The organism is Fulvivirga ulvae (assembly GCF_021389975.1).
Lineage (GTDB): Bacteria > Bacteroidota > Bacteroidia > Cytophagales > Cyclobacteriaceae > Fulvivirga > Fulvivirga ulvae.
Genome location: NZ_CP089981.1, coordinates 5,836,026 through 5,860,194 on the forward strand (window position 1 = coordinate 5,836,026; position 24,169 = coordinate 5,860,194).

The window sequence follows — 24,169 nt, forward strand, 5'->3', positions numbered from 1 at the left end:
CTGATTACCTTCAATATGACATGAAACTATTCGAAAACATCCATACGGAAACTATTGATGAAGTAGTTGAAGAGTTAAAAACATCATTAAAGGCAGGCCTATCCTCTGCCGAGGCTCAGGAACGTACCCGGGAATACGGGTTAAACATGCTGGAAGAGAGGGAAAGAAAAGCACCATGGAAAATGCTCTTCGAACAATTTACCGAAACCATGGTCGTGATCCTGATCATTGCCGCAGTAATTTCAGGTTTTCTGGGCAAAGAAATTGAAACTATATCTATATTAACTATAGTCGTTTTATTTGCCATTCTGGGATTTATCCAGGAGTTCAGGGCCGAAAAGGCTATGGCTGCTTTAAAAAGGCTGACCGTGCCCGTAGTAAAAGTCATAAGAGATGGCAAAATACAGGAACTGGCTTCGAAATACCTCGTTCCCGGTGACCTCATTATAATAGAAGCAGGAAATATTGTACCCGCTGACGTGCGAATAGTCGAGACCTCCAACCTGAAAATTCAGGAGGCGGCGCTTACCGGGGAAGCTGACCCCATAGATAAAAGGGCACAGGCCATAAGCAAGCCGGACTCACCTCTGGGCGACAGGATAAACATGGCCTATATGGGTACAAATGTTACGCTGGGACGTAGCAAGGCCGTTGTGGTTCGTACCGGGATGAGCACGGAACTGGGCAAAATTGCCGGTTTGATACAGGATGTACAAAAAGAAAAAACGCCTCTTCAAACCCGGCTGGACCAATTGGGCAAATGGCTCGCCATAGGAGGCGGTGTAGCTGCCCTGATGGTTGCCATAGTTGGTATTATGATGGGAGAAACATTTGTGGATATGTTCCTGGTAGGCATCAGCGTGGCCGTGGCAGTGATCCCCGAAGGGCTACCTGCCGTACTTACCATCACACTTGCATTAGGTTCGCAAAGGATGCTGAAAAGAAACGCACTCATCCGCAAACTGCCCGCTGTTGAAACTTTGGGCTCGGTAACAGTGATCTGCTCTGATAAAACAGGCACACTCACTGAAAATAAGATGACTGTAACCACCCTTGAATCGGCGGGAGTTTCTATTCATAATTTTCCGCTGGTGCCACAAAAATATCCGGACAATGTCCTGCTCAACTTAATAATAGGAGCCTTGTGCAATGACGCTGAGATCAAAAGTATACAGGAAGAGGATCTTTCAATAATTGGTGAACCCACCGAGGCTGCCCTGGTAGAGGCTGCTGTTAAAGCCGGCCTGATCAAACATAACCTGGAATCTCAGTGGCCCCGGCTTGGCGAAGTTCCGTTTGATTCAAACCGGATGCGAATGAGCACCTTCCATCATTTAAAGGATAAAGATTCAGCAATTTTTCGCGAGATAAAAAGCGAGCATGTGATGTTTATGAAAGGTGCAGTGGACAGTTTGCTTTCTCTTTCGACACTCATAAAGACTGAAACAGGCGTAGAAGCCATCACTGATGAATGGATTCAGCGCATCAAAAACGCCCATGATGAAATGGCATCGAAAGGAGTCAGGATACTTGGGTTTGCCTACCGTACCGTTGATGTTTTTGACCAAAACTCCAACCTGCATGACCTGGAAGATCAGGTTATATTTGTTGGTATGGCCGGTTTGATAGATCCTCCGAGAAGTGCGGCCAAATCTGCCATTAAAAAATGTAAAACTGCCGGAGTACGCCCTGTAATGATCACCGGCGACTACCCACTGACCGCCGTTGCTATTGCCAGAGAGCTGGGCATTGATATCGGTCCCGGATATTTGACCAGTGAGTCGCTTGGGAAGCTCTCAGACGAAGAACTTCAGAAAAAAGTAAGCAATGTAAGTGTTTTTGCCAGAGTAGCCCCGGAAGATAAACTGAGGATCGTCAATTCCCTGCAGGGTCTGGGAGAAGTAGTAGCGATGACCGGAGATGGCATCAACGACTCGCCCGCACTCAAGAAAGCGAATATTGGAGTAGCTATGGGCATCACGGGGACGGATGTGTCAAAGGAAGCATCAGACATGGTATTGCTGGACGATAACTTTGCCACTATAGTTACTGCTGTGGAAGAGGGTCGTGCTATCTTCGATAATCTTCTCAGGTTTATTAAGTTCTCCCTTGGAGGTAACCTGGGTAAAGTATTCGTTATGCTGTTTGCACCTATTGCAGGAGTTATCATCGCACTCAATCCCATGCAGCTGCTTTGGTTAAATTTGCTGACTGACGGATTAATGGGCCTGGGCCTGGGTGTGGAGCCGGCTGAAAAAGAAAATATGGACAGGCCTCCCCGGTCCACCAAGAAACCTATCCTTGACAAGCCTGCCATTACGCATGTAGCATGGACCGGTTTATTGATGGGAATTATTGCAATGGCTGTTATTTATTACTACTATGACCGGACGAAGCCGCAAGATATATACTGGCAGTCCATGCTTTTTGCTACCATAGGATTTATTCAGATAGGGCATGCTTTCGGACTTCGGGCTTCCAGTCATTTTGTACTTTCACCGGTATCAAATTTGGCCTTTACGGTGGTTACCGCACTCACTTTGATACTTCAATTATCAGTTATATATATTCCAAGGTTAAATGATTTCTTTTCGTTAGTACCTCTGAAGGTAGAGGACCTGGCTATTGCCGTTATTTTAGGCGTGATATATTCGGTTTTTGTCAGGTTAGAAAAAATAGTGATGAAAAGGTAGGTTTAGAGAATTGGTTACTTCCAACTACTGATTAATAAGGAAAAGCAATCAAACGACTGCTTTTCCTGTCATAATTAATTTTTATTATTTAACCGGAGATGTCCTTATCTCTACACTCTCCTGTCCGGCACTGTGGTACCTGAGACTGCCTGGTTAGCAGACCGATTCCTTAGATTTCACTGAAAAATCAGTGGTTTTAGTACCTCGTTGCTGTTCAACTATTCGTGCAAAGAACCAAATAAAGGGCTCGACTTCACCTTTTAACACACAAGTTCCCCTGCTAATACTATGAAGCAACCCTTGAACATCTGAAGTACGCAATGCGGAAACTGTCTGGTTATCCTTCAACTGCAGTGAACAGCCAGGCAGACCGGCAATCTCTTCAGTTCCCGGAGTTACGTCCTGCCCATTAACCACAATTGCAACCGGTTCTTTCTGATCAGGAGTATAGACGTACATAGCGAGATCAGGGGTCTGGTGTGGAGCTTTGTCCAGCAATTTCTTCAGATAAGCGGAGAAGGTATTGGCCCACTCTTCTACATCAGATCGCGAAATACCCGGTTCGCTGGTATTGGCTTGGGCCGCCACAAGCTGCTCATCAACCTCACGTTCCGTTGCTATAAGGGCATCGAGGGTCTTGTCTACGTCTTCACGGGTATGAGAAGCGGAGCAGATAAGCCTGAGTCGACCACGACCGCTTTCCACAATCGGATAAGTTACTGCCGACGTTTGAACTCCTCGCTTATACATACCCTGCACAATGGCATAAAGCTTATCCTTATCACTAAAATGTGGGGTAACTATAGGGCCGTCGCCTGTCCCCAGGTCATAACCGGCCTCGGCAAACCGCTGCCGCATATATCGGGTAGTATCCCAAAGTCGCTCCCGCAGCTTGTCGTCCGAACGAAGGCGACGCAGAGCGGTAAGTGCCGCAGCCATATCAGCAGGACTAACGGAGGCCTGGAAGATGTAGGCTCTAGATGAGGACTTGAGCAAATCAATATGCTCCTCCCGGGCAGCAACTACACCTCCAAGACTGCCCAGTGCTTTGCTCAGTGTGGTCATTATAAAATCTACCTGCTCAGTGATGCCCTGAGCAGCACAAATACCTGCACCACCTTCACCATAGAAGCCAAATGAATGCGCTTCGTCCACCAACACAAGCGCGTTATATTTCTTGGCAGCACGAACAATATCTGCAACGGGTGCAGCGCCCTCTCCCATACTGTAAACACCTTCAAGAACGACAAGGATGGTGCGGTAAGGTGAAGCTTCTGACTTAAGAACTGCTTCCAGGTCAGACGAACTGTTATGTTGAAAGCTTCTGATCTTCGCTCCACACAGGCGGGCGCCGTCCACGATGGAAGCGTGACAAAGCTGATCGATAACCACTACATCATTTTTACCTAAAAGCCCTGCAACAGCACCGACATTTGCTGTATAGCCGGTAGGAAACAAACAAGCTCCGGGCTTTCCTACCAACTCGGCAAACTCTTTTTCGAACTCCAGGTGAAGGTCTGTCATACCGGATGCTGCCGCTGAGGTGCCCATCCCAGTCCCGAATTGCTGCAATGCTTTAGAGGATTCCTCAATAACCTCCTTGTCGCGGTTCAGGCCCAGGTACAGGTTGGTAGTCCATATAATGGCCTCCTGTTCTTCATCATTGTATGCATCTGATACCATGCCGTGGGTTGCACTCCCTGTACGGAGTACCTTGCTATACGGATTTCTGCGCTGGTCATTAACCATGTGCAGTACTTCCTGTACCAGTAAACTTTTATCGGTAGCGGACCAGGCAGATACCTTTGCGGCCTGAAAAGTCGGATGGCTGGACCGGATATGGGTCTGAAAAGTGGCAAGGGAATCTGTTGCTACCCTTTGCCCTTTCCCTACCGGCTCATTACCTGCACCGGTACCTGTCAGCTTAAAGATAAAGTTCACCAGTGCCTCAGGAGAAGGATGCTCAACTACCGCCGATACAGGCAGGGTTTGCCCTAAAACACCTGAAAGCCGGCTGCTCAGCTCTACGGTGGTCAGTGAGTCGAGACCCAGCCTGTCAAATGAATCGTCAGCGGCTATTTGGGCAGGGTCACCAATATTTAGCAGAGATGCCACTTCGCGCTGAATGAGCGAAAGTATGTACGCTGGCTGCCCTGTATTAGCCCCTTCCTGTCCGGCTGTGTTATAACCAGGCCCGGCAGCGTTCTGGCTCTGATAGTTGTTTTTTATGGCCTGTAATTTATTGCGGTCAAGCTTTCCGTTGGGCAATAAAGGTAATTCATTAAGGTTAATCACGACCTGGGGAACCATGTATTTTGGCAATCGCTGCGCCAGGTAGGCTTTCACTTTTTCATCCGCTATGGCTGCATCCTCACTTACCACATAGGCCGTTAGCATTTTCTGGCCAACACCACCATCTACAGCTGCCGCCGCCGCCGCGGCAATACCCGGCATCGATTCGAGTGCTGATTCGACCTCTTCGAGCTCAATACGGAACCCCCGCACCTTAACCTGCTGATCTACTCTTCCCAGAAATTCGATCTCTCCGTTTTCTGTCCTCCGGCAAAGATCACCCGTTCTGTACAGCCGCTCCCCGGCAATATTGCCACCCGATTCAATAAATCGTTCTTTGGTACGCTCCTCATCATACAGGTAGCCACGAGCCAGCTTGTTGCCTGCCAGGTACAGTTCACCCTCAGCACCGTCAGGTACCACGTTCATAGAGTCGTCAAGGATGTATGAACGGGAGTTTGGCACCGATTTCCCGATGGTAACGGTTTTAATACCTTCAAAAATCTGCACTGCCGTCGAAAATACGGTGTCTTCAGTAGGACCATACAAATTAAAAACCCGAACACCTGTATCCAAAGCAAAGAGTTTTTCTACAAGTGGCAACTTCAGCGCCTCACTGCCAAAAACGATAGTTCGGATACCCGTGGGCTTCCAGCCGGAGGTCAGTAAAGCCTGTATGGCAGAAGGAACTACCACACAACTCTTCACCAGATTCGCAGCAGACAATGCCGGTAAGTCAAGCATATTATTGGCCAACACCACCGTTCCTCCAAGCGACAGAGTCCCCAGTATTTCCATAACTGACGGATCAAAACAGACTGAGGTAGCAGCCAGCATCCCTTCCAGGTCCTGATCGTCCAGTAAATTGCCCATTACCCGGATCATGGCAACTACATTGCGATGTTCGATGGCTACCCCTTTTGGTCGCCCGGTGGAGCCCGAGGTGTAGATTACATAGGCAAGGTCAGTTGCTGCCGGGCCGGGCGCACCGCCCGCTGTGGGCTGCCCTACCTGATCAAGCCATATCAGCTCATGCACACCATTACAGAGCTCAGCACATTTATTATCATTCACTATAGCGGCTACCGCGCGGGAGTGCTCCAGCATGTAGCGTACGCGATCCCGGGGATAGGCCGGATCAAGCGGTACATATGCACACCCTGCCTGCAATACACCAAGCAAGGTAGCTACAAGTTCCCAGGAGCGGGCCATGCACACGCCCACCAGGGATCCTGGTTCCACACCACGAGTAGACAGCTCTCCTGCCACCGCATTCGCCCGGTCCATTAACCGCGCGTAGTCAACGGTTGTTCCACCGTCAATTATTGCTGTTTGCTCCGGGTGCGCGTGCACGCGCCGGACAAACAGCCCACAGATCGTTTCCTCTGAGAATTCGTTTAAAAATGGGGCTAACTTATTCATATATTTAGTTTTTGTAGTAGTTACTATGCTGTAAAAAATTGATAGGTTTAATATCAATCTCGTTACTTCCCAGCCACAGACTTCTGATTATTGCAGCGTAAATGATGTCTCCCTGTAAGACAAGCTGCTGCTCACAAACATAATACATCAGCATCACTTCTGATACAAGGTAAGGCATTGATTAGCTGGGGTTACGTGATAATAAATATTTCCTATGCGCTCCCCGTTATTGCTCAGCCGGCATGTATAAGACCTGTTGTATTAAGAAAACAAACAGTGCTGTTTTTACGCCTGATGACCTTATCATTTTGGCCCCAAAGCACGCTTATTATGCAAAAAACAACTATCTCTAATCCGGCAGATTATACAACAAACCCGACATGGCCCGATGGGTCAAAATGAAATTTTGACAGATCATGCTTTGTTTTGCTATTTCAAATTTGATCAGGTAGTGATACAGTGGCCAGGCTTTAAAGTACTACCGACATGGGGCCTGATACCTGAATAGCAGGATACTCCTTCCGGCTCCCGGCCCGCGCCCATGATGGATAGCGCTCGTTGATACTCAGGGGCTCGTCTATTCCGGCACTCCCTCCGTTACTCTTCACCTTTTTGTAGGATACCCACACCATCTCCTTGGTGATTGGTACCGACTTTGTTTGTTCTTTAAAAATCATCCTTAATCATTTAAGTTGTTCTTAAATTGAAACTGCATAATTGAAGCCCTTCGCTCCACCCCCATTACAGGAGTTTCATCACTACTACGACTTCATCTGTCACCTATATGCTCATTAGTAATTGACTTGCAGGTGGCTTCCTGCTTGTGTTTTCCTTTTTGCATAGCATGTGGGCTTCCTGTGGTTCCATGATAAAGCCTGAATAGAAGTCATGTCCCCTTTATTACGGTTGCCGTATAGACAGTAGTTAGGTATCCTCTATACTTGTCCCTGACCTCACGATATAGATCAGGTTTTGACAACAACTGGTCATTTCGTCACTTCTTCGGAAGGTTTGCTTTCGCTCATCTCTTCTATCCTTACCTGACCATTTAAAACGGCCTTTTCTTCTATCGCTTCACACATCTTCGTTACCCAAAATGCGTCATAGAAGTGGTTTGGTGAGTTTTCCTAATCACTCCAAACCAGCTTGCGGCTAACAGGCTTCACCAACTCGCCTGCAAGGGACTTTCACCCTCTGGAATAATTTGGTATCTTCGATAACAGATACACACAATGTATAACCGCGATTACGGCGGATTCGACTACGTCCGAATCCACTAGGAATTGCTAAAGTCTGTGCTAAACCGAAAATTAACGCATATTAACCCCTAACTGACGGTTATACGAGACCGTTGGCAAACATTAAAACAAAACAGTGAAGATTAAACTACTCATACTTTTATTACTTGTATCAAGTCCACTTTTTGCACAAAGTTCGATTGAGCATTTGACCATAGAATCTAAATACATTGATGAGACTAGAACCCTTAATATTGCTTTACCTAGTGAGTACGAAAACTCAACAAAGAAATATCCATTAATCATAGTTCTAGATGATAATTTGCTGTTTAACACCACAAGTGCCATTGTCAATCAGTTGAGTAACACGTCACGGATGCCAGAATCTATTGTAATTTCCATAAGTTCAGGCGAAAAACATAGAAACTACTTCGCGCCAAACCTATTTAACAATCATAGAGATAGAATGTACAACTATGGTAATCATCAAGAAGAATTTGTCAAGTTCTTAGAACTTGAATTATTAGCATTAATAGAAAAAAAATATCGAACAACTAATTTTAAAACTTTAATTGGGTTTTCACCATCGTCAGTAATTGGACTTTATATATTATTAAAAAAACCTAACTTATTTCAAGCTTACATATGTTTTGCCGCTGGCAATATTATTGGAGATGGCTATAAAAAAGATGAGCGTCTCATTGAAGAGTTAGAAATTCTTTATAGGCAAAATGAAATCAAACAAAGTTATTTATATGTGGTATCTGGCAGTAAGGATGCAAATTCTCAACCCTATATCAATAGAAACATCAAAGATTTCAATGAAAAACTATCCAAATTCAACAACGATACTATCCATACAAGAGCTGAAATCATTCAAGGAGAGGGACATACAGATGTAATCTTACCTGGTTTAATTACTGCTTTTGATTTTCTTTTTCCAAAAGAAAAGTGGCTAGTCGATTACCCTGATTTAATTGAAAAAGAAGGTACTGCTAAAGACAATATTTCCCTTTTTTATCAAAAACTGTCCGATGAATATGGATTTGAAGTTTATCCAAACGCAGACAGATTGTATAGTATGAGCTGTCTTAAGAATATAGGAAGGAGACTACTCGGAAGCAAAAAGACAGAAGAAGCAATAGAAGTATATGAATATTGGGTTGAACTCTATCCTTCATCGCATTTGGCACATTACTATTTAGGATTATCATACAAGGAGAATGAAGACGATAATAACGCTATCACTTCTTTTGAAAAAGCTTATGCATTGGCGCTATCACAAAAAAGTAATGACTCAAAAATTTATAAAGAAGTCATTGATGAATTGAACAAATAAAACGTTTGCCAGCCGGTAACCTTCGTATTCCACCTCTTTAATTGCCGTATTTACACCACTGTGCCGCCGTATTTATTACCGAAATTTGTATAGAAACAAAACAGTGCGATGCTATGAGAAAAATAATCATTTTATCCATGATTTCATTAGATGGGGTTATGCAGGGTCCCGGAAGGCCTGAAGAAGATACATCCGGGGGCTTTATATATGGCGGTTGGGTAGCTCCGTATGGTGACGAGGAGTATGATAAAGCCGTAGAAGATGAGCTGAAACCTGCGGATTATCTCCTGGGAAGGAAAACTTTTGAGATTTGGGCGGACTATTGGCCTGGACATGCAGACTTCTGGCCAAGTATTAATGAGGGCACAAAATATGTACTGTCCGGGACCATGAAAAAATCGGATTGGAAAAACTCAGTATTCCTCAACAGCCTGGAGGGTATCAGGAAGATTAAAAACACAACCGGCCCTGACATTCAGGTTTGGGGAAGCAGCGAAGTCATACAATTGCTGCTGAAGCATGATCTTGTAGACGAACTTCGGCTCAAAATTCATCCGTTGACGCTTGGTAAAGGAAAAAAGCTGTTTGACAATAGTGCAAAAGCGGCAGCATTTACTTTAACAGACCATACTGTAACTACTACGGGAGTGATTTTGGCCAATTATAAACGATCCGGTAAGGTGAAGACAGGTAGTGTTGGCGTTTAAAGGCAATGGCTTGAAAGAGAGAAGAGAGGTCTGCGTGAGGTTGTCGGGGACAGGCCAAGGAAAACTATCCCGGAAAAAGGTTGGTATGAGGTCTGTCGGGGAGGTCTGTCGGGGGACAGACCAAGGGGGAGAGGACAGACCAAGGGGGGCAATGGCTTGCAAAGGGGGAAGAGAGGGGTATACAAAAGGGAACAGGCCTGGTTGAATGATTTTATTTAAACCTTTCTAATGATTGGATTAAAGGCTTTTGAACCTACAGAGACTTTGTCTCCAGTACTCCATTGGTCAATCTCGGAGGGATCGGCAACTACTTTCACTATATCGTTCCCGATAAGGATGCTGACGACATATATTACATCTTCCTTTTGAATGCTCACAATCTCCCCTACAAAGGAGAACTTGGCACTTGTCCTGCCCTGGCTGAAGAACACACCCGGTTTGGAAGTGTTGATTATCCTGCCCTGATGAAGTTCATAAACCATATCGGAAAGCCTGATCACTTCACCCGGATCGTGGCTCACAAGGATGGTGGTAAGGGCAAACTCTCTGTGCACCTGCAAAATGTAGTCTTGCAGCTTAAGTCGCATTTTATGATCCAGTGCCGATAGTGGTTCATCCAGAAGCAGTATTTCCGGTTGGGATACTAACGCCCGGGCCAGGGCTACACGTTGTTTTTGTCCGCCGGATAATGTATCAGGTTTCCTTTCTGCCAGCGCCTCCAGCTCCATAATGGAAAGTAACCTGGTAATAATATCTTTACTTTGCCCCCTGTAAAGGGCGTATTCCAGGTTCTGCCTTACACTCATGTGAGGGAACAAAGCGTAATCCTGAAAGACATAACCCACTTTGCGCTGCTGAGGTGTTTTCCAGATTGAGTGAGAAGAGTCATACCAGGCCTGTTTTTTAACGAGGATGCTCCCTTTATCAGGTTTCATAAGCCCTGCCAGTATGCGAAGTATGGAAGTCTTACCTGCCCCGGAGGCCCCGTAAAGTGTGACAAACTCTCCCTGATTGATGCCCATTTCAACATAGAGATCCATAGTGCCCGTGGCGGCGTGTAAGCGTTTATGAATGCTAAATGAAATCATTTCGTATTAATTCCGGATTTTCTAAAATACCCACCATTGATCAGGTACACGAGCAAAAGAATACTGAAGGCAATGATTAACAATACCATAGAATAAAAATTGGCTTCCGGATAATTCAAAGCCTCCACTTCATCATAAATGGCAATGGAGGCCACCCTGGTTTTGCCGGGTATGTTGCCGCCTATCATCAATATCACCCCAAACTCACCTACCGTATGAGCAAAAGAAAGCACAATTCCCGTAAGTACGGAGGCTTTTATATTAGGGAGAAGCACCCTGAAAAAGGTAGTGATCCCGGACTTTCCCATAACGTAAGAAGCCTCTGATAATGAGTCCGGTAACCCTTTGATCCCAGACTGTATAGGATGGACCATAAATGGCAGGCTGTACAATACTGACGCCACCACCAGGCCCTCAAAGGAAAAAACCAGTTTTATCCCCAACCACTCATTCAGCCACCTGCCAAAGGCATTTCCCGGGCTGAAGAAAATAAGAAAATAAAAGCCTAGTACGGTTGGAGGTAGCACAAGAGGCATACTAACCAGCGTTTCAATGACGGGCTTTAACCTGGACCTCGAGTGTGCCAACCACCATGCCACAGGCAGGGACACAACGAATAAGACCGCCGTGGTAATAGTGGCCAATTCAAGCGTCAGTATCAGTGGTGCCCGATTCATTTTACAGAGAGGCTTACTTCGTTAAGTTTTACCATAGCTACAACCTTTTGGTTTATCTCCAGCGCAAGGTGTTGTACAGAATCAGTGCTAATCACAGATACAATATGGCCTATTGCAGTTTGCACTACCAACCGGCTAAGTAAAACACCCTTTTCAAGTGATAATATCGTTCCCGGTATCCGGTTTTGCAAACTGACAGCCAGATTATCACCCAGGCCAATGACTACCTCAGTTTCTTTGAAGAGTACGCCCACCTCGTGTCCGCCCGTAAGGTAATCGGTGGTTTCTGGAGTATCTATAATTATGGCTTTGAGTAAACAATCAGGAGTAATTTCAACGGTAACTACAGAGAGGTTGCCGTGCGATTGTATATCTGCAATATGACCATTGAAGCTATTCATTGACCAGGTATCCGTATGCTGTTAAAATTTGCCGGGCTCTTTGCGAAAAAATAAACGCATAGAATTCCTCAGCCATCTCTGTGCCCGATTCATTTTTGATCACCACAATGCCTTGCTCAATAGGAGTATATAAGGAAGGATTGATTTCAATCCATTTCCCCTTACCTGCCATTTGAGGAGACAGCACTACCGACATAGACGTAAAGCCGGCTTCGGCAGACTCAGTTGTGATGAACTGATTGGTCTGGGCAATGCTTTCTCCGAATACAAGTTTTGGCCGAAGCCTGTCGTAGAGCCCTTCACCGCGAAGTACTTCTATGGCTGCGACTCCATAAGGTGCGGTTTTGGGGTTAGCCAGGGCTATATGCTGAATGGTGCTGTCACTTAAGAGTTCCAAAGTAGGATAAACCCCTGCTACCATTGACCACAAAACAAGTTTGCCATAGGCATATACCCTAGGTTTTTCCAGTGTAAGTCCCTGGTTATAAAGTTCATTCGGGTACATCATATTGGCTGCTACAAACACATCATAAGGTGCACCTTCTATGATCTGGGCAGTTAGTTTTCCTGATGAACTGATGATCAGGTCGCAGGAGACTCCCGTTTCATCTGTAAATGCCCGGGTAAGCTCTTTCATGGCGAACTGCATATTGGCAGCCGTCGCTATGGTAAGTTTTGGTTTTTCAGGAGCCTGACAAGCCACAAGTAGAAGAAGGACAACTGACCGGAGCAAACTTTCTATTTTTCTCATATCCTCAAACTTTCAAAGCAGCTAGACTTTGACTTTAAGCAATATTGTACAAACCTGAAAGATTTTACAAAGTTCTGCCACAAATTAAATGTGCCGTCGATATATTAATTTCACATACTCTCACCGCAAATTTTATTTTCCGGATTTAACATTACAGCATAATGAGAGTACGCTTGTGCCTGGCCGAATCCGGCATGGGTAAAACTACCCTGCCGTACCGGTCAAAGGCCGCCTGAAGCTCAACCGGGATGACATCTATCAATGCAATTACATTTTGGAAAATGCCATATTATATAAATAGTTCTTTCCTTCATATTAGATTATAGAAGCACCGGAAGTGTACCTCCACAGACATTATCCGTCAGTCACAGACCAGAAATAACTGCTGACCGCTTGTGAAGTGCAGAATTACTGCATCGTATTTGTTATTTTATTATTTCGCGCTACAAAATATAGCATACTGGCAACCAACACATTACAGGATTCCGCTAATTTTGGAGCTCAATTGTCTACCTTTTTGTCCCACCTCCACTGCTCAAACACCTAAATATTTTTACGAGTATTGGCCATAATCAAATCTATTTTAACCTAAAACCTTTAAAATGAAAAATTGCAGAACTAATCTGACATGGAGTAAGGCCGGGACAACTTTACACTACCACATTTCATCTTTCGCCATTATTATGTCAACAGCATGGTTGATACTTGCAGGCTGTACGGGTCTGGAAAGTAACCAGTATATTGATCCCGTGGAAACGGGCACGGAGCTGAATTCAGTTTCTACCTACGCGGAGCGAGGCCAGGTGACTAAGAAATGTGCAGACATCGGCCAGGAAATTACCGATCGGAATACAGCCATAGAGGCAGCTTTTGCCGCAAAGGACCTGGATCTGTTATACAATAATTTCTGGACACCAACTTACTACGAATTTGGTCCTTTTTTTGACAAAGACCGCGATGAATTACTTGTGCAGATGATTTCTTTTTATACAGAGAGAGAGGGGGAGTTATTTTCATATGAGCTTGAGTCTTATGATCGCTTTGTACATGGCAGCAACTTGGTTTATGACTTCGGAGCATATGATAACCTGGGCAGGTCCAGTGGTAATGATTTTGAAATCCATGGTTACTATTGCATACGATGGGTAAAAGGATCGGACGGCCTGTGGCGCATCGACAGGACTCTTTCCGGATCCCGAGGCAATAACACCAATGTTAACACCACTATCGATGAAGGACCGGTAGCCTGTAGCAAAAAGGATAAACCCGGTTGCGACGGACATGATGATGAGGCCTACGAGGAAATCGCCGATCAACTGGAAGCATATATTGAAGCTCTTACTACCGGCGATACGGACGAAGCGTACGAATTTTATACACATGACTTCCGCAACATTGCTCCAGGGTTGGAGGTAGATCGCGACGGATTGAATGCGTACTATCTTCAATTTTTTGAAACAGGCAGCATAGTTTCTCTGGATTTTTCAATGCGTGACAGGTTTATTCATGATGATGTGGCTTATGACTTCGGATATTTCGAAAAAACCACAATCGTTAATGGGATACAATCGGTAGAAAAAAATAATTATGTTTTACGCTGGGAAAAAAGTAAACATGGCCACCACAATGTATGGCGCATTGACAGGATATTTAACGTCCCCAGGCCCTATTAATAAAAGACAGTATACCTGATCAATATAGAAAAATGCCTTTGCTCAAGCCCCAATATAGCAAAGGCATTTTTCACCATTTATTCACCACAGGTTTTCCGCTATACAGGTATGGGTCAGCCGGAAACCCGGTATGCCAGGCACAGGTAAACATCTTTCACCTTATGATCGTCCAGTGCAGATTCATCACCCGGACCTGATGTTTCCGGTGCAACATTTCCTGCATTATTAACCGTCAGATTTAATGTTATGGGATGAACTGCCGGGAGAAATGCCCCAAAAGTCTCTGAGGCAATAGCGCCATTGAATATGTTTGTGCCTGCTTCTCTCGTCCATGTAACATCACTTATAACGGAACCATTGCCCTGAACTGAGAGCTCCATATCAATAGTATCAGGAATCACTCCTTCTCCATCATCACCTCTGAAGCCGTTTTCATCCAGCTCAATCTTCAGTTCTGCCGAAACAATGTGAAGCTGTCGTCCCTGTAAAAACAATGGAAAATGTCTTTCACCAAGCTGTAAAGGTACTACCTCTCCCACCGGACGGTGCAGCAATCTATGGAATGTCTGAGAAAACTCCTGGCGAATACTGAAAACGCGGGGAAGTCCGAAATCGCTGCCTGACAGCAGGCTTTCGAGGTAGCCACTAGCCTCCTCATTGGCTCCTTCTATCTTCTCTCTGAAAAGAACATCATAATCTGCCGTATAGCTGATATGCAGAATAACATCATTGATTGAAGAGTAATCAAACATTTTGAAGGTTCTGGGTAGCTCCAGCCTCCAGGTACTCTCAACTGCGCCCGCTCCTTCAAAGGGCATATAACGCTCATCCCTAAAGTCAAGCCGGAATACGCCGCTATCATTTTGTGCTGTACTGGTAGCCACTGTAGTGGTTCGCGAAGCTGGTACAAGGCTAAGCTTACCGCCATCTGCATCAAGTTTGGCTTCTTTCCTGATATAGCTTTCCTTCAATGTGAGTACTGCACTTACATTGCTGTAGGGGCCTGTAATACAGGGGATGGTCAGGCGAGCCGATTTAACCCTCCTCCTGTACTGTCCCGGGTAAAACAGATCGAAGTAAAACTCAGGTACCTTGAATTCGCATGTTCCTGTAGTTTTAAGCTCAATAATAGCTTCAGGGGCTATTTGTGTTAAAGAAAATGCCTGATCAACCTCCATACTCCTGGTATGGGTTTCCATATATTTCAACTCCATTTGTCTCAGAGCACTCATCAGTTTTTCTCCTGCCATCAGTCCGGCTTTGGAGGCATCCCAATAGTTGCCATCCAATAAAACGGAAGTATCATCATTTCGCTCAAAGCGATAGGCTCTCTCAGCCATTCGAGCCATAGTCATAGCGTTCTGGTAAGCTTCACGGAACATTCGCTGCAGTTGGTTCGACATCCAGGTATATAGCCCCAGGTTAGTGAACTTATCTCTGTAGAACTCAAAAGTTTCCTGGTGCTGCTCTATACTCTTTTCATGTAGTTCTCGCGATTTAACAGATATATCTCTTCGTATTTCGGCAGCTTCTATCTGCTTCTCAATTTCCATCAACTCATTTTCCGCCTGTTCAAGACTGAATTGCCAGCCCTGTTCTCTTCTCTTATTTGAAGCCATAGATCCTAATAAATCTGCTCCTCTGCTGGCTGTGCCCGCAAGATATTGCAATACTGAAGCAAAAACCTGGGCTCCATCAGCAGCTCCATCTGTTGGAGTACTATTGCTGAATCCCAAAATACTGGGGGCAAATCTCAGATTGCCCGATACAGTCATTGGAATAACGGAAAACTCTGTTAATGCATGTGAGATCATTTTCAAGTCTTTTTGCCACTGTTCTTCACTGATCAATCCTGCATTAAGTAACTCCTGATAGTGAAGTTCTCTATTTTTGATAGTCAGCTCTCTCCTTCTCAAACCTTCCAGACCCTCTTCCGCAGCCTCCACTTCCATATCCCTCAGTCTGGAAGTCATTTTTAATACCTCATCCTGCTGCGCCATTCTCAACAGGGTCAGCTCTTCAGCACTTTTCTTTTCGAGGGCTCCCAGTAAAGCTCCCCCAAAACTTTGTAACGCACCCGCATATTCCTTAGCCTTTGCCAATAGAAATGCGAAACGATACGGAGGTAACTCTCCCTGAAGCGCATTGAGCACTTCATCCAGTGACAGACCTGCCGCCCTGGCCCGTACCAAAAGGCGCGGGTCAATTTCCGGAGCAAATAAAGCCACCTGTCTTCTCACGCCGCTAATATTCATACAGTTTCTGATCTTGTAAAGCCTGTCCTCTACCCTGTCCCAGTACCCCAATAGATCAGGGTTTGATGGAATGCAAAAAGCACAGGTCTGTTTCAGGAAACTGGTATGAAATGAGTAAAGGTCAGTTATGTTGCCCCATTTGTCTTTCCAGTCTATGCCTTTGAAGTCATTTTCTATCAGGTTACCATTAACCAGTCCATTGCCGTTGAAGTTTACAGCACCAGCCATAACGATAGGCTCACTCACCATATGGTTTGAACCTGAGCCATTCATGGAAAGATAAAAACTGAATCCATTGTTTAACACGAAATTATTGGCCCCAATTATCGTATCTCCAGAAACATAGGGTGGATTGTCAACGGTACCGGATACCCTTTCCCTGCGCTCAGATATTGTATCTTCTACACTGTTTAGGAAGTTTGTACATGTGGCCCCTTCCATATGCTCCATCAATTCCTCGTAAGTCTTATCTCCCTCGTCATTATCACAGCTACCTAATTCGGCAGGGCGCTTACCAAGAATTTCCGAAGCCATCACATACAATAATGTAGCTTCATTGATAGATTCCATGGTGTCCCTTGCAAAAAGGTGATCGCCCCAATCCAGCAGATTGTCTATATATTTCATAACAATAGCCTTCCTGTAAGCCCCCAACCGCAGCCGTGCAATAGCATGTGGGTTAAACGGATCATTTTCATACGCCTGTATAGCCTGCGCATCATTCAGGTTGTTATACCAGGTATCAAACTCCATATCCCTGAACTCAATATACTGCCATACACGGTCTGAAGGATTTGCATCAGCATCACCTGAAAGGTCTACGGCTGTAGGATTGAAAATATAGTGATACCAACGCTGCGCATCAGCATATTTACCCTGGCTATTGAGGTGGTTGGCTATCAGGAAAGGGATATGGAAGAACACTTCCCGAAAATATACACTCATGGCCCCTTCTTTAGGGACAGGCTTTATGTCATTCCACACATAATATTCGTCTATATCTACCAGAGCCGGTCTTTCAATAATTTCAGTCTTTTGATTATTTACATCAAGTAGTGCATCGATTCCATACTCAAACAGCTTCCGCGACATTTTACCCGATAATGTAGTACTTACTCTCTTTAGTGCAAATGACTCATCAGAGGGTATGCTGTGTAGATAAAGTAAATCACCGTTATTATCAATGATTGCATCAGAAAGACTTCCGTTGACCAGATCATAGGAAACAAGTTCACCTTCAAGTTCACAAAGAGGCCTTACAGACAAACTATATAACAGCTCATTTTCAAAAGCCATATTGCTTAAGTAATACTTAAAGGCATAACTGGATGTCGTTGGCTTCCAAAATCCCAATTCATTTCCGCTTTTTAACAATCTTTTAGCAGGAACGCTTAAAGGATAAGACTGTATCCTGCTGAGTCCCTCCCCAACACCTCGGGTATGCAGTACTATAGTGTGATTAAGAAAAGCATTTGCAATCGTTAAATTACCAGTTCGCTCGTCAACGGACGGAAAAACCTTTATATCATCCCATCCTCTTTTCGTGTAATTTTCATCGACTTCAGGCATATTAGTGATATCGCTCTGACGATAAAACTGGCTTTCCTCTATAAGAATAGGCTGGGCCTGCGACCAGGTACCATCTAATTGAAGATTTGAAAAATTTATTTTAAAAGTATGCAGGTACTCTGCCTTTTCTTCATCCGCCCATTCAGACTCTGGTTTTGGCCTTGTGACTATTTCTACCCAAAAAACATACAATTTCCCCTGATAAATTATGGGCGATACTTTCCTGACAGGGATTTGTAAATTAACCTTTTCCCAATTGCCGTACTGAATACCATATTTGTTTGCATTTTTCTCCCATTTATAAATATTTCTGATGGTTCGGTAGTAATATACACCTGGCTCAGAAGCTGTTACTCCGAATAAATGCAGGGTATCAGCTGCCTGATCGATGGTGTCTCTTCGCAGGTCACCGAGATGATGGTAAGCTCCGGCTATTTTCAATGACGATACCTCCTCAAAGCCTTTCATGTACTTAGCATAAGCGTCCAGGGCATTCTTTGCATTGATCTTCTGTTGCAGCAAGGTAGATTCCAGCTCAGTGAATAGCTCTGTTTTGTTGTCTCGCAGATCCGGCTCAATGTAATTTTCAGGATACAGGAATACCTTTCTGTTTGCTTCCCATACACGATAATTTTTGCGCCATTCCCATTGTGCAGCAGGAATATCAGCGGGTAGCACATGCACCGATCCGTCTTCACTTTGTTCAAGATTCATCAGACACCTTTGGATGTACAGCTGCAAACTTGAAATACCTGCTACCAGCCTGGAGGTTCTGGCACAGCCCATGAGTTCCGTATCTATCAGAAAATAGTTGTAAAGATCATTTGTAGTAATAAACCATTGGTGATTTTCCGCTTCCTCCGTGTCTTCATTATCAAATCGAAAGGTATGGATAAGGTAGTCCGTAAGCGCATCACGCTTGAACTCACGTATCCGGTCTTCCAGCGGGCCGATCTTCTCTTCCCAGGCCTCTTCAGTTTCATATTTTGTCCTTATGGCAGCTGTAACAGCTTTGACAGCGGTGGACAGCTCATTATAGTCGCTGGAAACAAACAAGGGAAGTACCTCCGCTCCTATCCCCAGTTGCTGAACCAGTTTTGCAAGACTGTAAAGCTTCCGGAGTGCCTTTAAAGCTTCGTTTGAGGTACCACCTCCCGGAAAAATGATCACATCATTGAGTACAGAAATAAGGCTGGCTTCTGCATTTAACAATTCAGCTATTTGCTCAATAGCATCTGCTGCAAATTTTGAAGAGGATGTATCAAATGATGCAAGCGCATCATGCAAAATATCAATCTCTTTCAAAGTGTTGCTCAATTGCCTGTACATTTCAAATTCCCTGATATGCTCAAGCTGAGCAGTACGATAATCATCAGGACTGACTGCCTTGAATATTTCGCCTGATCCTCCGGTGTTTAAGCGGATAAATTCCAATACCTGCGGATCAAAAGCTTTGTCTTTAAACCTGATGGCAAGTTGTTGCAGTACACCTGCTAATTCATTCCATAACGCAAGAGGTTCAATAGCCTGGGCTATGCGGGTCAGTTGACTTCCCAGAACCGGGCTGTTAAAGTCATAGCCTCCGAGTAAGGCCAGCTTATCTACTTTGTCTGTGGCCTCTCCTAACCGTCCTCCCAGGGCGTTAAGTAAAATTACACTAATATGTTTTGTGATGAGGATGGCTCTGGCTTCCTCAACGGGTAATGGTATACTCGCTGGAATGTTTATAGCAGAACTCAGGTCAAAGTCAGGACTTAGCCAGAATTTTGCAGTGCTCTCAATATTTTCAAATAAAGTGGTATTGGCAGCAATAATATCCCTTGAAGCATCCAATGTTAAAGTTCCTACCCCCATGAATAACCGATCTGACACTTCCGGTGCTCCGGGCAACATATAGCTGGCTATAAGATCAAGCACAAAAGCATGGAATGCCGGGCGCTCTACCGTGAGCATATCAAGAATACTGACCGGAATGTTAATATTCAACCCTGACAGGTCACTTTCCAAACCTGCAACAATCTCAAATTCACCGGAACCCGTGGCTGTAAAGGTTGATCCGTTAGCTTCCAGGATTTGCCTCGAACTATCGGCATCCAGTCCATCAATGCTCGTCAGGGTATCGGCGGGAAAAGGTGTACCAGACAGCATTTGTTCACTAACCAGCCTGAGCAGGGCACTGGTTATCTGTACCTGCTGCTCCCGGGTGAGGCTATCTGCCAATGGTGACGGAATGGTCAGACTGAAAGTTGTCGGGCCTTCTACACTCATCCGGTAAGTTCTCAAGTCAGCAGGAACCAGCAGGGTATTATTAGCCCTTACCACGGCTCTGGACTGGTCTTCGGAAATACCCTCAACATGCGAAAATATAGTATCTGTAAACAGAAGGTTCCCCTCACGCTGGATCTGCGACCAGATGTCGTAAGCCATCGCTTCGGGAGCAGCAAACCGTGCTTCTACCAACGGTGAACCCAAAAGTATAAAAGCCAGTTCATCAACAGTAAAGTCACTGTTTTTATACCATTCCATAAGTTGGGCCAGAACGGATACATCTTCAAAACCAGTAAGGTATCCCGTGGCAACGGATGACTCAATACCGATCAGGAAGAACAATTCATGGACCTTCAGTTTGTATTTTTTAAGTACCAGAACATGCCTGTATATAAGCGAAAGGTTGGCCACTGTCAGTGAGAAGGTCCCGTCAGAGGCCGATACCCCGAGCGGACCCTTGAGGTTTTCGATGAGTGCGTATAACTCCTCGTCATTTATTCCTAACCCGGAAAGCAGCCGGTGCAGAGTGCTTGTGGTAGCAGTACCGGCAACACTTCCGTCGGTAACATACGCAGGATGCCTGAAATCAAGGCTCCAGGCCGACATGTCCTCCATGGCCCATCTATCTTCCGGGGTATGAATGAAGCTTCGCATGTTAAATTTCCTATCGAAAAGAGAGGGACTGCCTTCTACCGGAATTTGATAGATAAGCGCACACAGGTCATCAATACTCAGTTTAAGCTCCTTTTGTAATTCCACAAACGCCGCTATCCTGCCAGGGTACAAATTATTAATTTCTGCACCATCCAATGATTCCCGCAGGTTATAAAGCACCTGATCAAGCTCTTTTATTGACCAATTCAGCTGGCTCCATAGCCGGATAAATCGGTGCATTCTGTCCAATGTTCCCGCATCTGCTTCCCTCAGGTCTTCGTGATCAAACTGGATATCGCCAGTCGAACTCGATGCCCTTACTTCCAGCGCTTGGGTATGGTTCAATGTCACGAAACGTGTTTCTATAAGATCAGTAAACTGCTTCCGCTTTATACCCAGCTTTTGGAGCAGGTGTTGTACATCAATGCTATCTATGGCTCCTGCTTCAATATCATAAAGCCCGGCCTGAAATGCCTCCTCCTGGTAGGCGCCAAGATTTTGAAGCAGCCTGTATTGTGCCCCTGACAGCTTAAGATCAGCCTGAGGGATGATACCCGCATCATCGTCGATAAAGGCCAGCAATTCCCTGGCAATCGAAGCGCGGGTGATGGGGAAGTGACGCAAGTAGACTTCCAGAGCAGTTACCGGCAAGTTAAAAGGCTGTTTTAAGCTACGGATTGGTAAAGGCTCTGATTCACTTTCAAGGCTAATCAGGTCATAAACATGGTTCTCAATTTCACTGCGATCAGAAGGTAATTCCACCTCATCCTCACCCCCGTCCTCTTCTTTCTTGTCTTGTACATATATGAAATTTTCCAATACTTCATTGATAATGGAGAGATACGGTAGGAGTTCATGCGTATTTTCACAAGTCAGTTTCAGACCCGTCCACAAATCCGGTCTGCGCACCTTAGGGTTCAGAGCATGGTCAGTGTGATCTCCAGTAAAGTGTTCATCCAGCACATGCTCGGTCAAAAAACTCATCAGATCGGTAAAATAAGCGGCGGGACTGATAATCGAAGAACAGTGATCACATTGACAAAAATCTGTTTCTCCAAAAAACTCTTCATAGCCATTTAATCGCCGAAGGTATTCGTTGATCTCTTCATCGGCCCCATCAACAGGGCTACCTCCCAAAGGGTTTCTCAGGATGTCAATAATATTGATCATACCCACGCCAAGGTTAAGGGCCGCTATCTTAGCATTTTCATAATATAGTTTAGCAATCGGTTCGGCAAAGCCGGTGTTTTTCACAAAGGTTGGGTAGCTCTGCCTCGTGATCTCATTGGCTCCTTTATAATGCTGCTTCAGCTTAAAGGTATCTGATGCATCGCCCGTGATCTTGTACAGGCGTTTGTTGGTTTTCAGGTTATTCAATACCATTTCCTGTTCGGATTCAGAGAACCCCGACAAGTTGATATTGTTGACCGCGCCATTGTTATAATTTATGGAAAGAAAGTTCAACCCAGCATTTTGACTATAAAATTTGCCCATCAATGGCTGAATACCCTGATTTTCCATAAGTTGACTCCTGGATTTGAAGGTTTCATGTGGGTAAAGTCTCTCAATTTGCTTTTGTTTAAGTCTGGCTTTCCTTTCCAGCTTTTCATCATCTTCAACCTGCGCCTGCATGAGCACTTCTTTCCATGCTTCCACATCCCAGGCTGCCAGATCTTTGAGTGATTCTACCGGGGCATTGCTGTTATAGTTTTTAATCACCTGATGTAACTGCAGATCACCCTGAGCCAGAGCGTAGATATTGGCCTCCAGGTTAAGTTTACGTCCTTCTTCCTGACTGATGACCTTGTCTTCTTCAAGTGCTTTTATTGATTCAGGACCAAGGGTACTCAAGGTCAGCTTTCTGGCAATGAGTTGTTGGGCAATGGGCTCGTCGAAACCAATGATCTCTGTCAGTTTGAATATGTCGGCTTGTTTCAGTGCACTTTCAAACAGGACATTATCCTTAATGGGCGTTTTGGGTTGTATGATAAAATTTAAGTTCTCGGCTCCGCTCCAGGTAGCCAGTTTTCCACGGGCCTCAAGCCTGGCTGATGCATTCAGATTACTATTGTCAACAGCTTCTTCCAGATAGTCCGCAATGGAGTACTCAGGGTCTGAAAGTGAAGTAAACTTCAGCTTTTTAGCCCAGTACTTCAGTGCATAGGAAGATGTATCAAAAAAGGATGCAGCCTGCTTTTGCAATTCGGATTGTGCTTTTTGCACAATGTCTGCATAGACCTTAGGCTGATCTTTTTGAAGGGATTGTGGTGTAGCACTAACATTTTCAGCAAGATTAAGCACAATATCCTTTGAGGGAGGTTGATCTTGCTGGTGATCTTCCGCAATGGATTCCAGCTCTATGACAATGCCTTTCTTTTTTACTATATTTTTTAAAGGACTTCCTTCTGTTGTATGGATCATTTCGTCTCCGGCATAGAGTCGAAAAAACACGTCAGGGAGGTCGTCTTTGGGATCATCTTTAAATTTTGATTCGGGGTATTGAATATAAAAGCTTCCGCTCTTATCAGTTATACTCACACCAAGCTGGTCGCATATCTTATGGTCTTTATCCCAGGCCTCAACTTTAATATCTGGTACCACGGCCTGAGTTTCTTTTAACGTTACGATCCCCTGAACCGAATACGTCTTTGGTATATCCGGATCATCAACGACATGATCCTCATCCAGGATAATAGTGATACCATCAAGGTCTTCAGCATTTTTGATGGGTTTGTTTTCGGTGGTATGGATTACTGTATCTCCCTGATAAACCAGGAAGAAAACATCAGGCAGACTGTCTTTATAATCATCGTAGAAGCGGCTTTCATCATACTCCATGGCAAATTGCCCCTGCTGGTCGGTATAGGCAGTTGCCAGGTAATCGCTCACTTCATGATCTTTATCCCAGGCTGAAATCCTTAGGCCGAAAATCGGCTCTTTCTTTGAATTCAGTACCTGTCCGGATATGGTAAAGGTTGGGGCTTCAGTAGGCATGGTTAGTTGGTTTTAAAATATATTATATTCTTGTTATTATGCTTTAGTTTAAAAATTAAGTTGATGGTTACCGTTTTTCGTGATTTTTATTGGTTAATGTTTCATTTTCATTGAGTTAAGCGTGATCTGCCGGGGGACAGATCACGGT

12 protein-coding genes are annotated in these 24,169 nt (G+C 44.7%); 4 read left to right on the forward strand and 8 right to left on the reverse strand.

Going from position 1 to position 24,169, the window contains the following annotated elements:
* Window positions 1–20 precede the first annotated feature (20 nt).
* A complete protein-coding gene (locus LVD17_RS24565; RefSeq protein WP_233762328.1) occupies window positions 21–2,693 on the forward strand; it encodes a cation-translocating P-type ATPase in 2,673 nt (890 codons plus the stop codon).
* Between the two features lie 153 nt (window positions 2,694–2,846).
* Here the strand turns inward: LVD17_RS24565 and LVD17_RS24570 are convergent, their stop codons facing one another.
* From LVD17_RS24570 to LVD17_RS24580, 3 genes are all read right to left on the reverse strand, one after another.
* Window positions 2,847–6,407, reverse strand: a complete 3,561-nt coding sequence (locus LVD17_RS24570) for an amino acid adenylation domain-containing protein (protein ID WP_233762330.1) — start codon at window positions 6,405–6,407, stop codon at window positions 2,847–2,849.
* 4 nt (window positions 6,408–6,411) lie between these two features.
* Entirely contained in the window at window positions 6,412–6,585 is a 174-nt protein-coding gene (locus tag LVD17_RS24575; protein WP_233762332.1) for a hypothetical protein, read from the reverse strand.
* Window positions 6,586–6,877: 292 nt separating this feature from the next.
* Window positions 6,878–7,084, reverse strand: coding sequence for a hypothetical protein (locus LVD17_RS24580; protein ID WP_233762334.1), 207 nt, complete (start codon window positions 7,082–7,084; stop codon window positions 6,878–6,880).
* Window positions 7,085–7,781: 697 nt separating this feature from the next.
* Here LVD17_RS24580 and LVD17_RS24585 point away from each other — a divergent pair.
* Together LVD17_RS24585 and LVD17_RS24590 are read left to right on the forward strand one after the other, a co-directional pair.
* Window positions 7,782–8,984 carry an alpha/beta hydrolase-fold protein gene (locus LVD17_RS24585; RefSeq protein ID WP_233762336.1) on the forward strand — a complete coding sequence of 401 codons (1,203 nt, stop codon included), beginning with the start codon at window positions 7,782–7,784 and terminating at the stop codon, window positions 8,982–8,984.
* A gap of 113 nt (window positions 8,985–9,097) precedes the next feature.
* Window positions 9,098–9,691 (forward strand): dihydrofolate reductase family protein, encoded by a 594-nt coding sequence (locus LVD17_RS24590; protein WP_233762338.1) that lies wholly within the window; start codon window positions 9,098–9,100, stop codon window positions 9,689–9,691.
* 215 nt (window positions 9,692–9,906) lie between these two features.
* Here LVD17_RS24590 and LVD17_RS24595 read toward each other — a convergent pair whose 3' ends face one another.
* From LVD17_RS24595 to modA, 4 genes are read right to left on the reverse strand one after another with little or no spacing between them, the layout of a single operon-like run.
* Window positions 9,907–10,779 carry a sulfate/molybdate ABC transporter ATP-binding protein gene (locus LVD17_RS24595; protein ID WP_233762340.1) on the reverse strand — a complete coding sequence of 291 codons (873 nt, stop codon included), beginning with the start codon at window positions 10,777–10,779 and terminating at the stop codon, window positions 9,907–9,909.
* Window positions 10,776–11,456: a molybdate ABC transporter permease subunit gene (gene modB / locus LVD17_RS24600; RefSeq protein ID WP_233762342.1), complete on the reverse strand. Its 681-nt coding sequence runs from the start codon at window positions 11,454–11,456 to the stop codon at window positions 10,776–10,778. Before modB ends, LVD17_RS24595 begins: the two co-directional genes overlap by 4 nt.
* Window positions 11,453–11,857: a TOBE domain-containing protein gene (locus LVD17_RS24605; RefSeq protein ID WP_233762344.1), complete on the reverse strand. Its 405-nt coding sequence runs from the start codon at window positions 11,855–11,857 to the stop codon at window positions 11,453–11,455. The genes modB and LVD17_RS24605 overlap by 4 nt, the downstream gene beginning before the upstream one ends.
* Entirely contained in the window at window positions 11,850–12,608 is a 759-nt protein-coding gene (gene modA / locus LVD17_RS24610; RefSeq protein ID WP_233762346.1) for a molybdate ABC transporter substrate-binding protein, read from the reverse strand. Before modA ends, LVD17_RS24605 begins: the two co-directional genes overlap by 8 nt.
* Window positions 12,609–13,210: 602 nt before the next feature.
* On the opposite strand from modA, the gene LVD17_RS24615 reads away from it, so the two are divergent.
* A complete protein-coding gene (locus LVD17_RS24615; RefSeq protein ID WP_233762348.1) occupies window positions 13,211–14,281 on the forward strand; it encodes a Cif family virulence factor in 1,071 nt (356 codons plus the stop codon).
* 113 nt (window positions 14,282–14,394) lie between these two features.
* Here the strand turns inward: LVD17_RS24615 and LVD17_RS24620 are convergent, their stop codons facing one another.
* A complete protein-coding gene (locus tag LVD17_RS24620) occupies window positions 14,395–24,021 on the reverse strand; it encodes a Tc toxin subunit A-related protein (protein WP_233762349.1) in 9,627 nt (3,208 codons plus the stop codon).
* Between the last annotated feature and the right edge of the window lie 148 nt (window positions 24,022–24,169).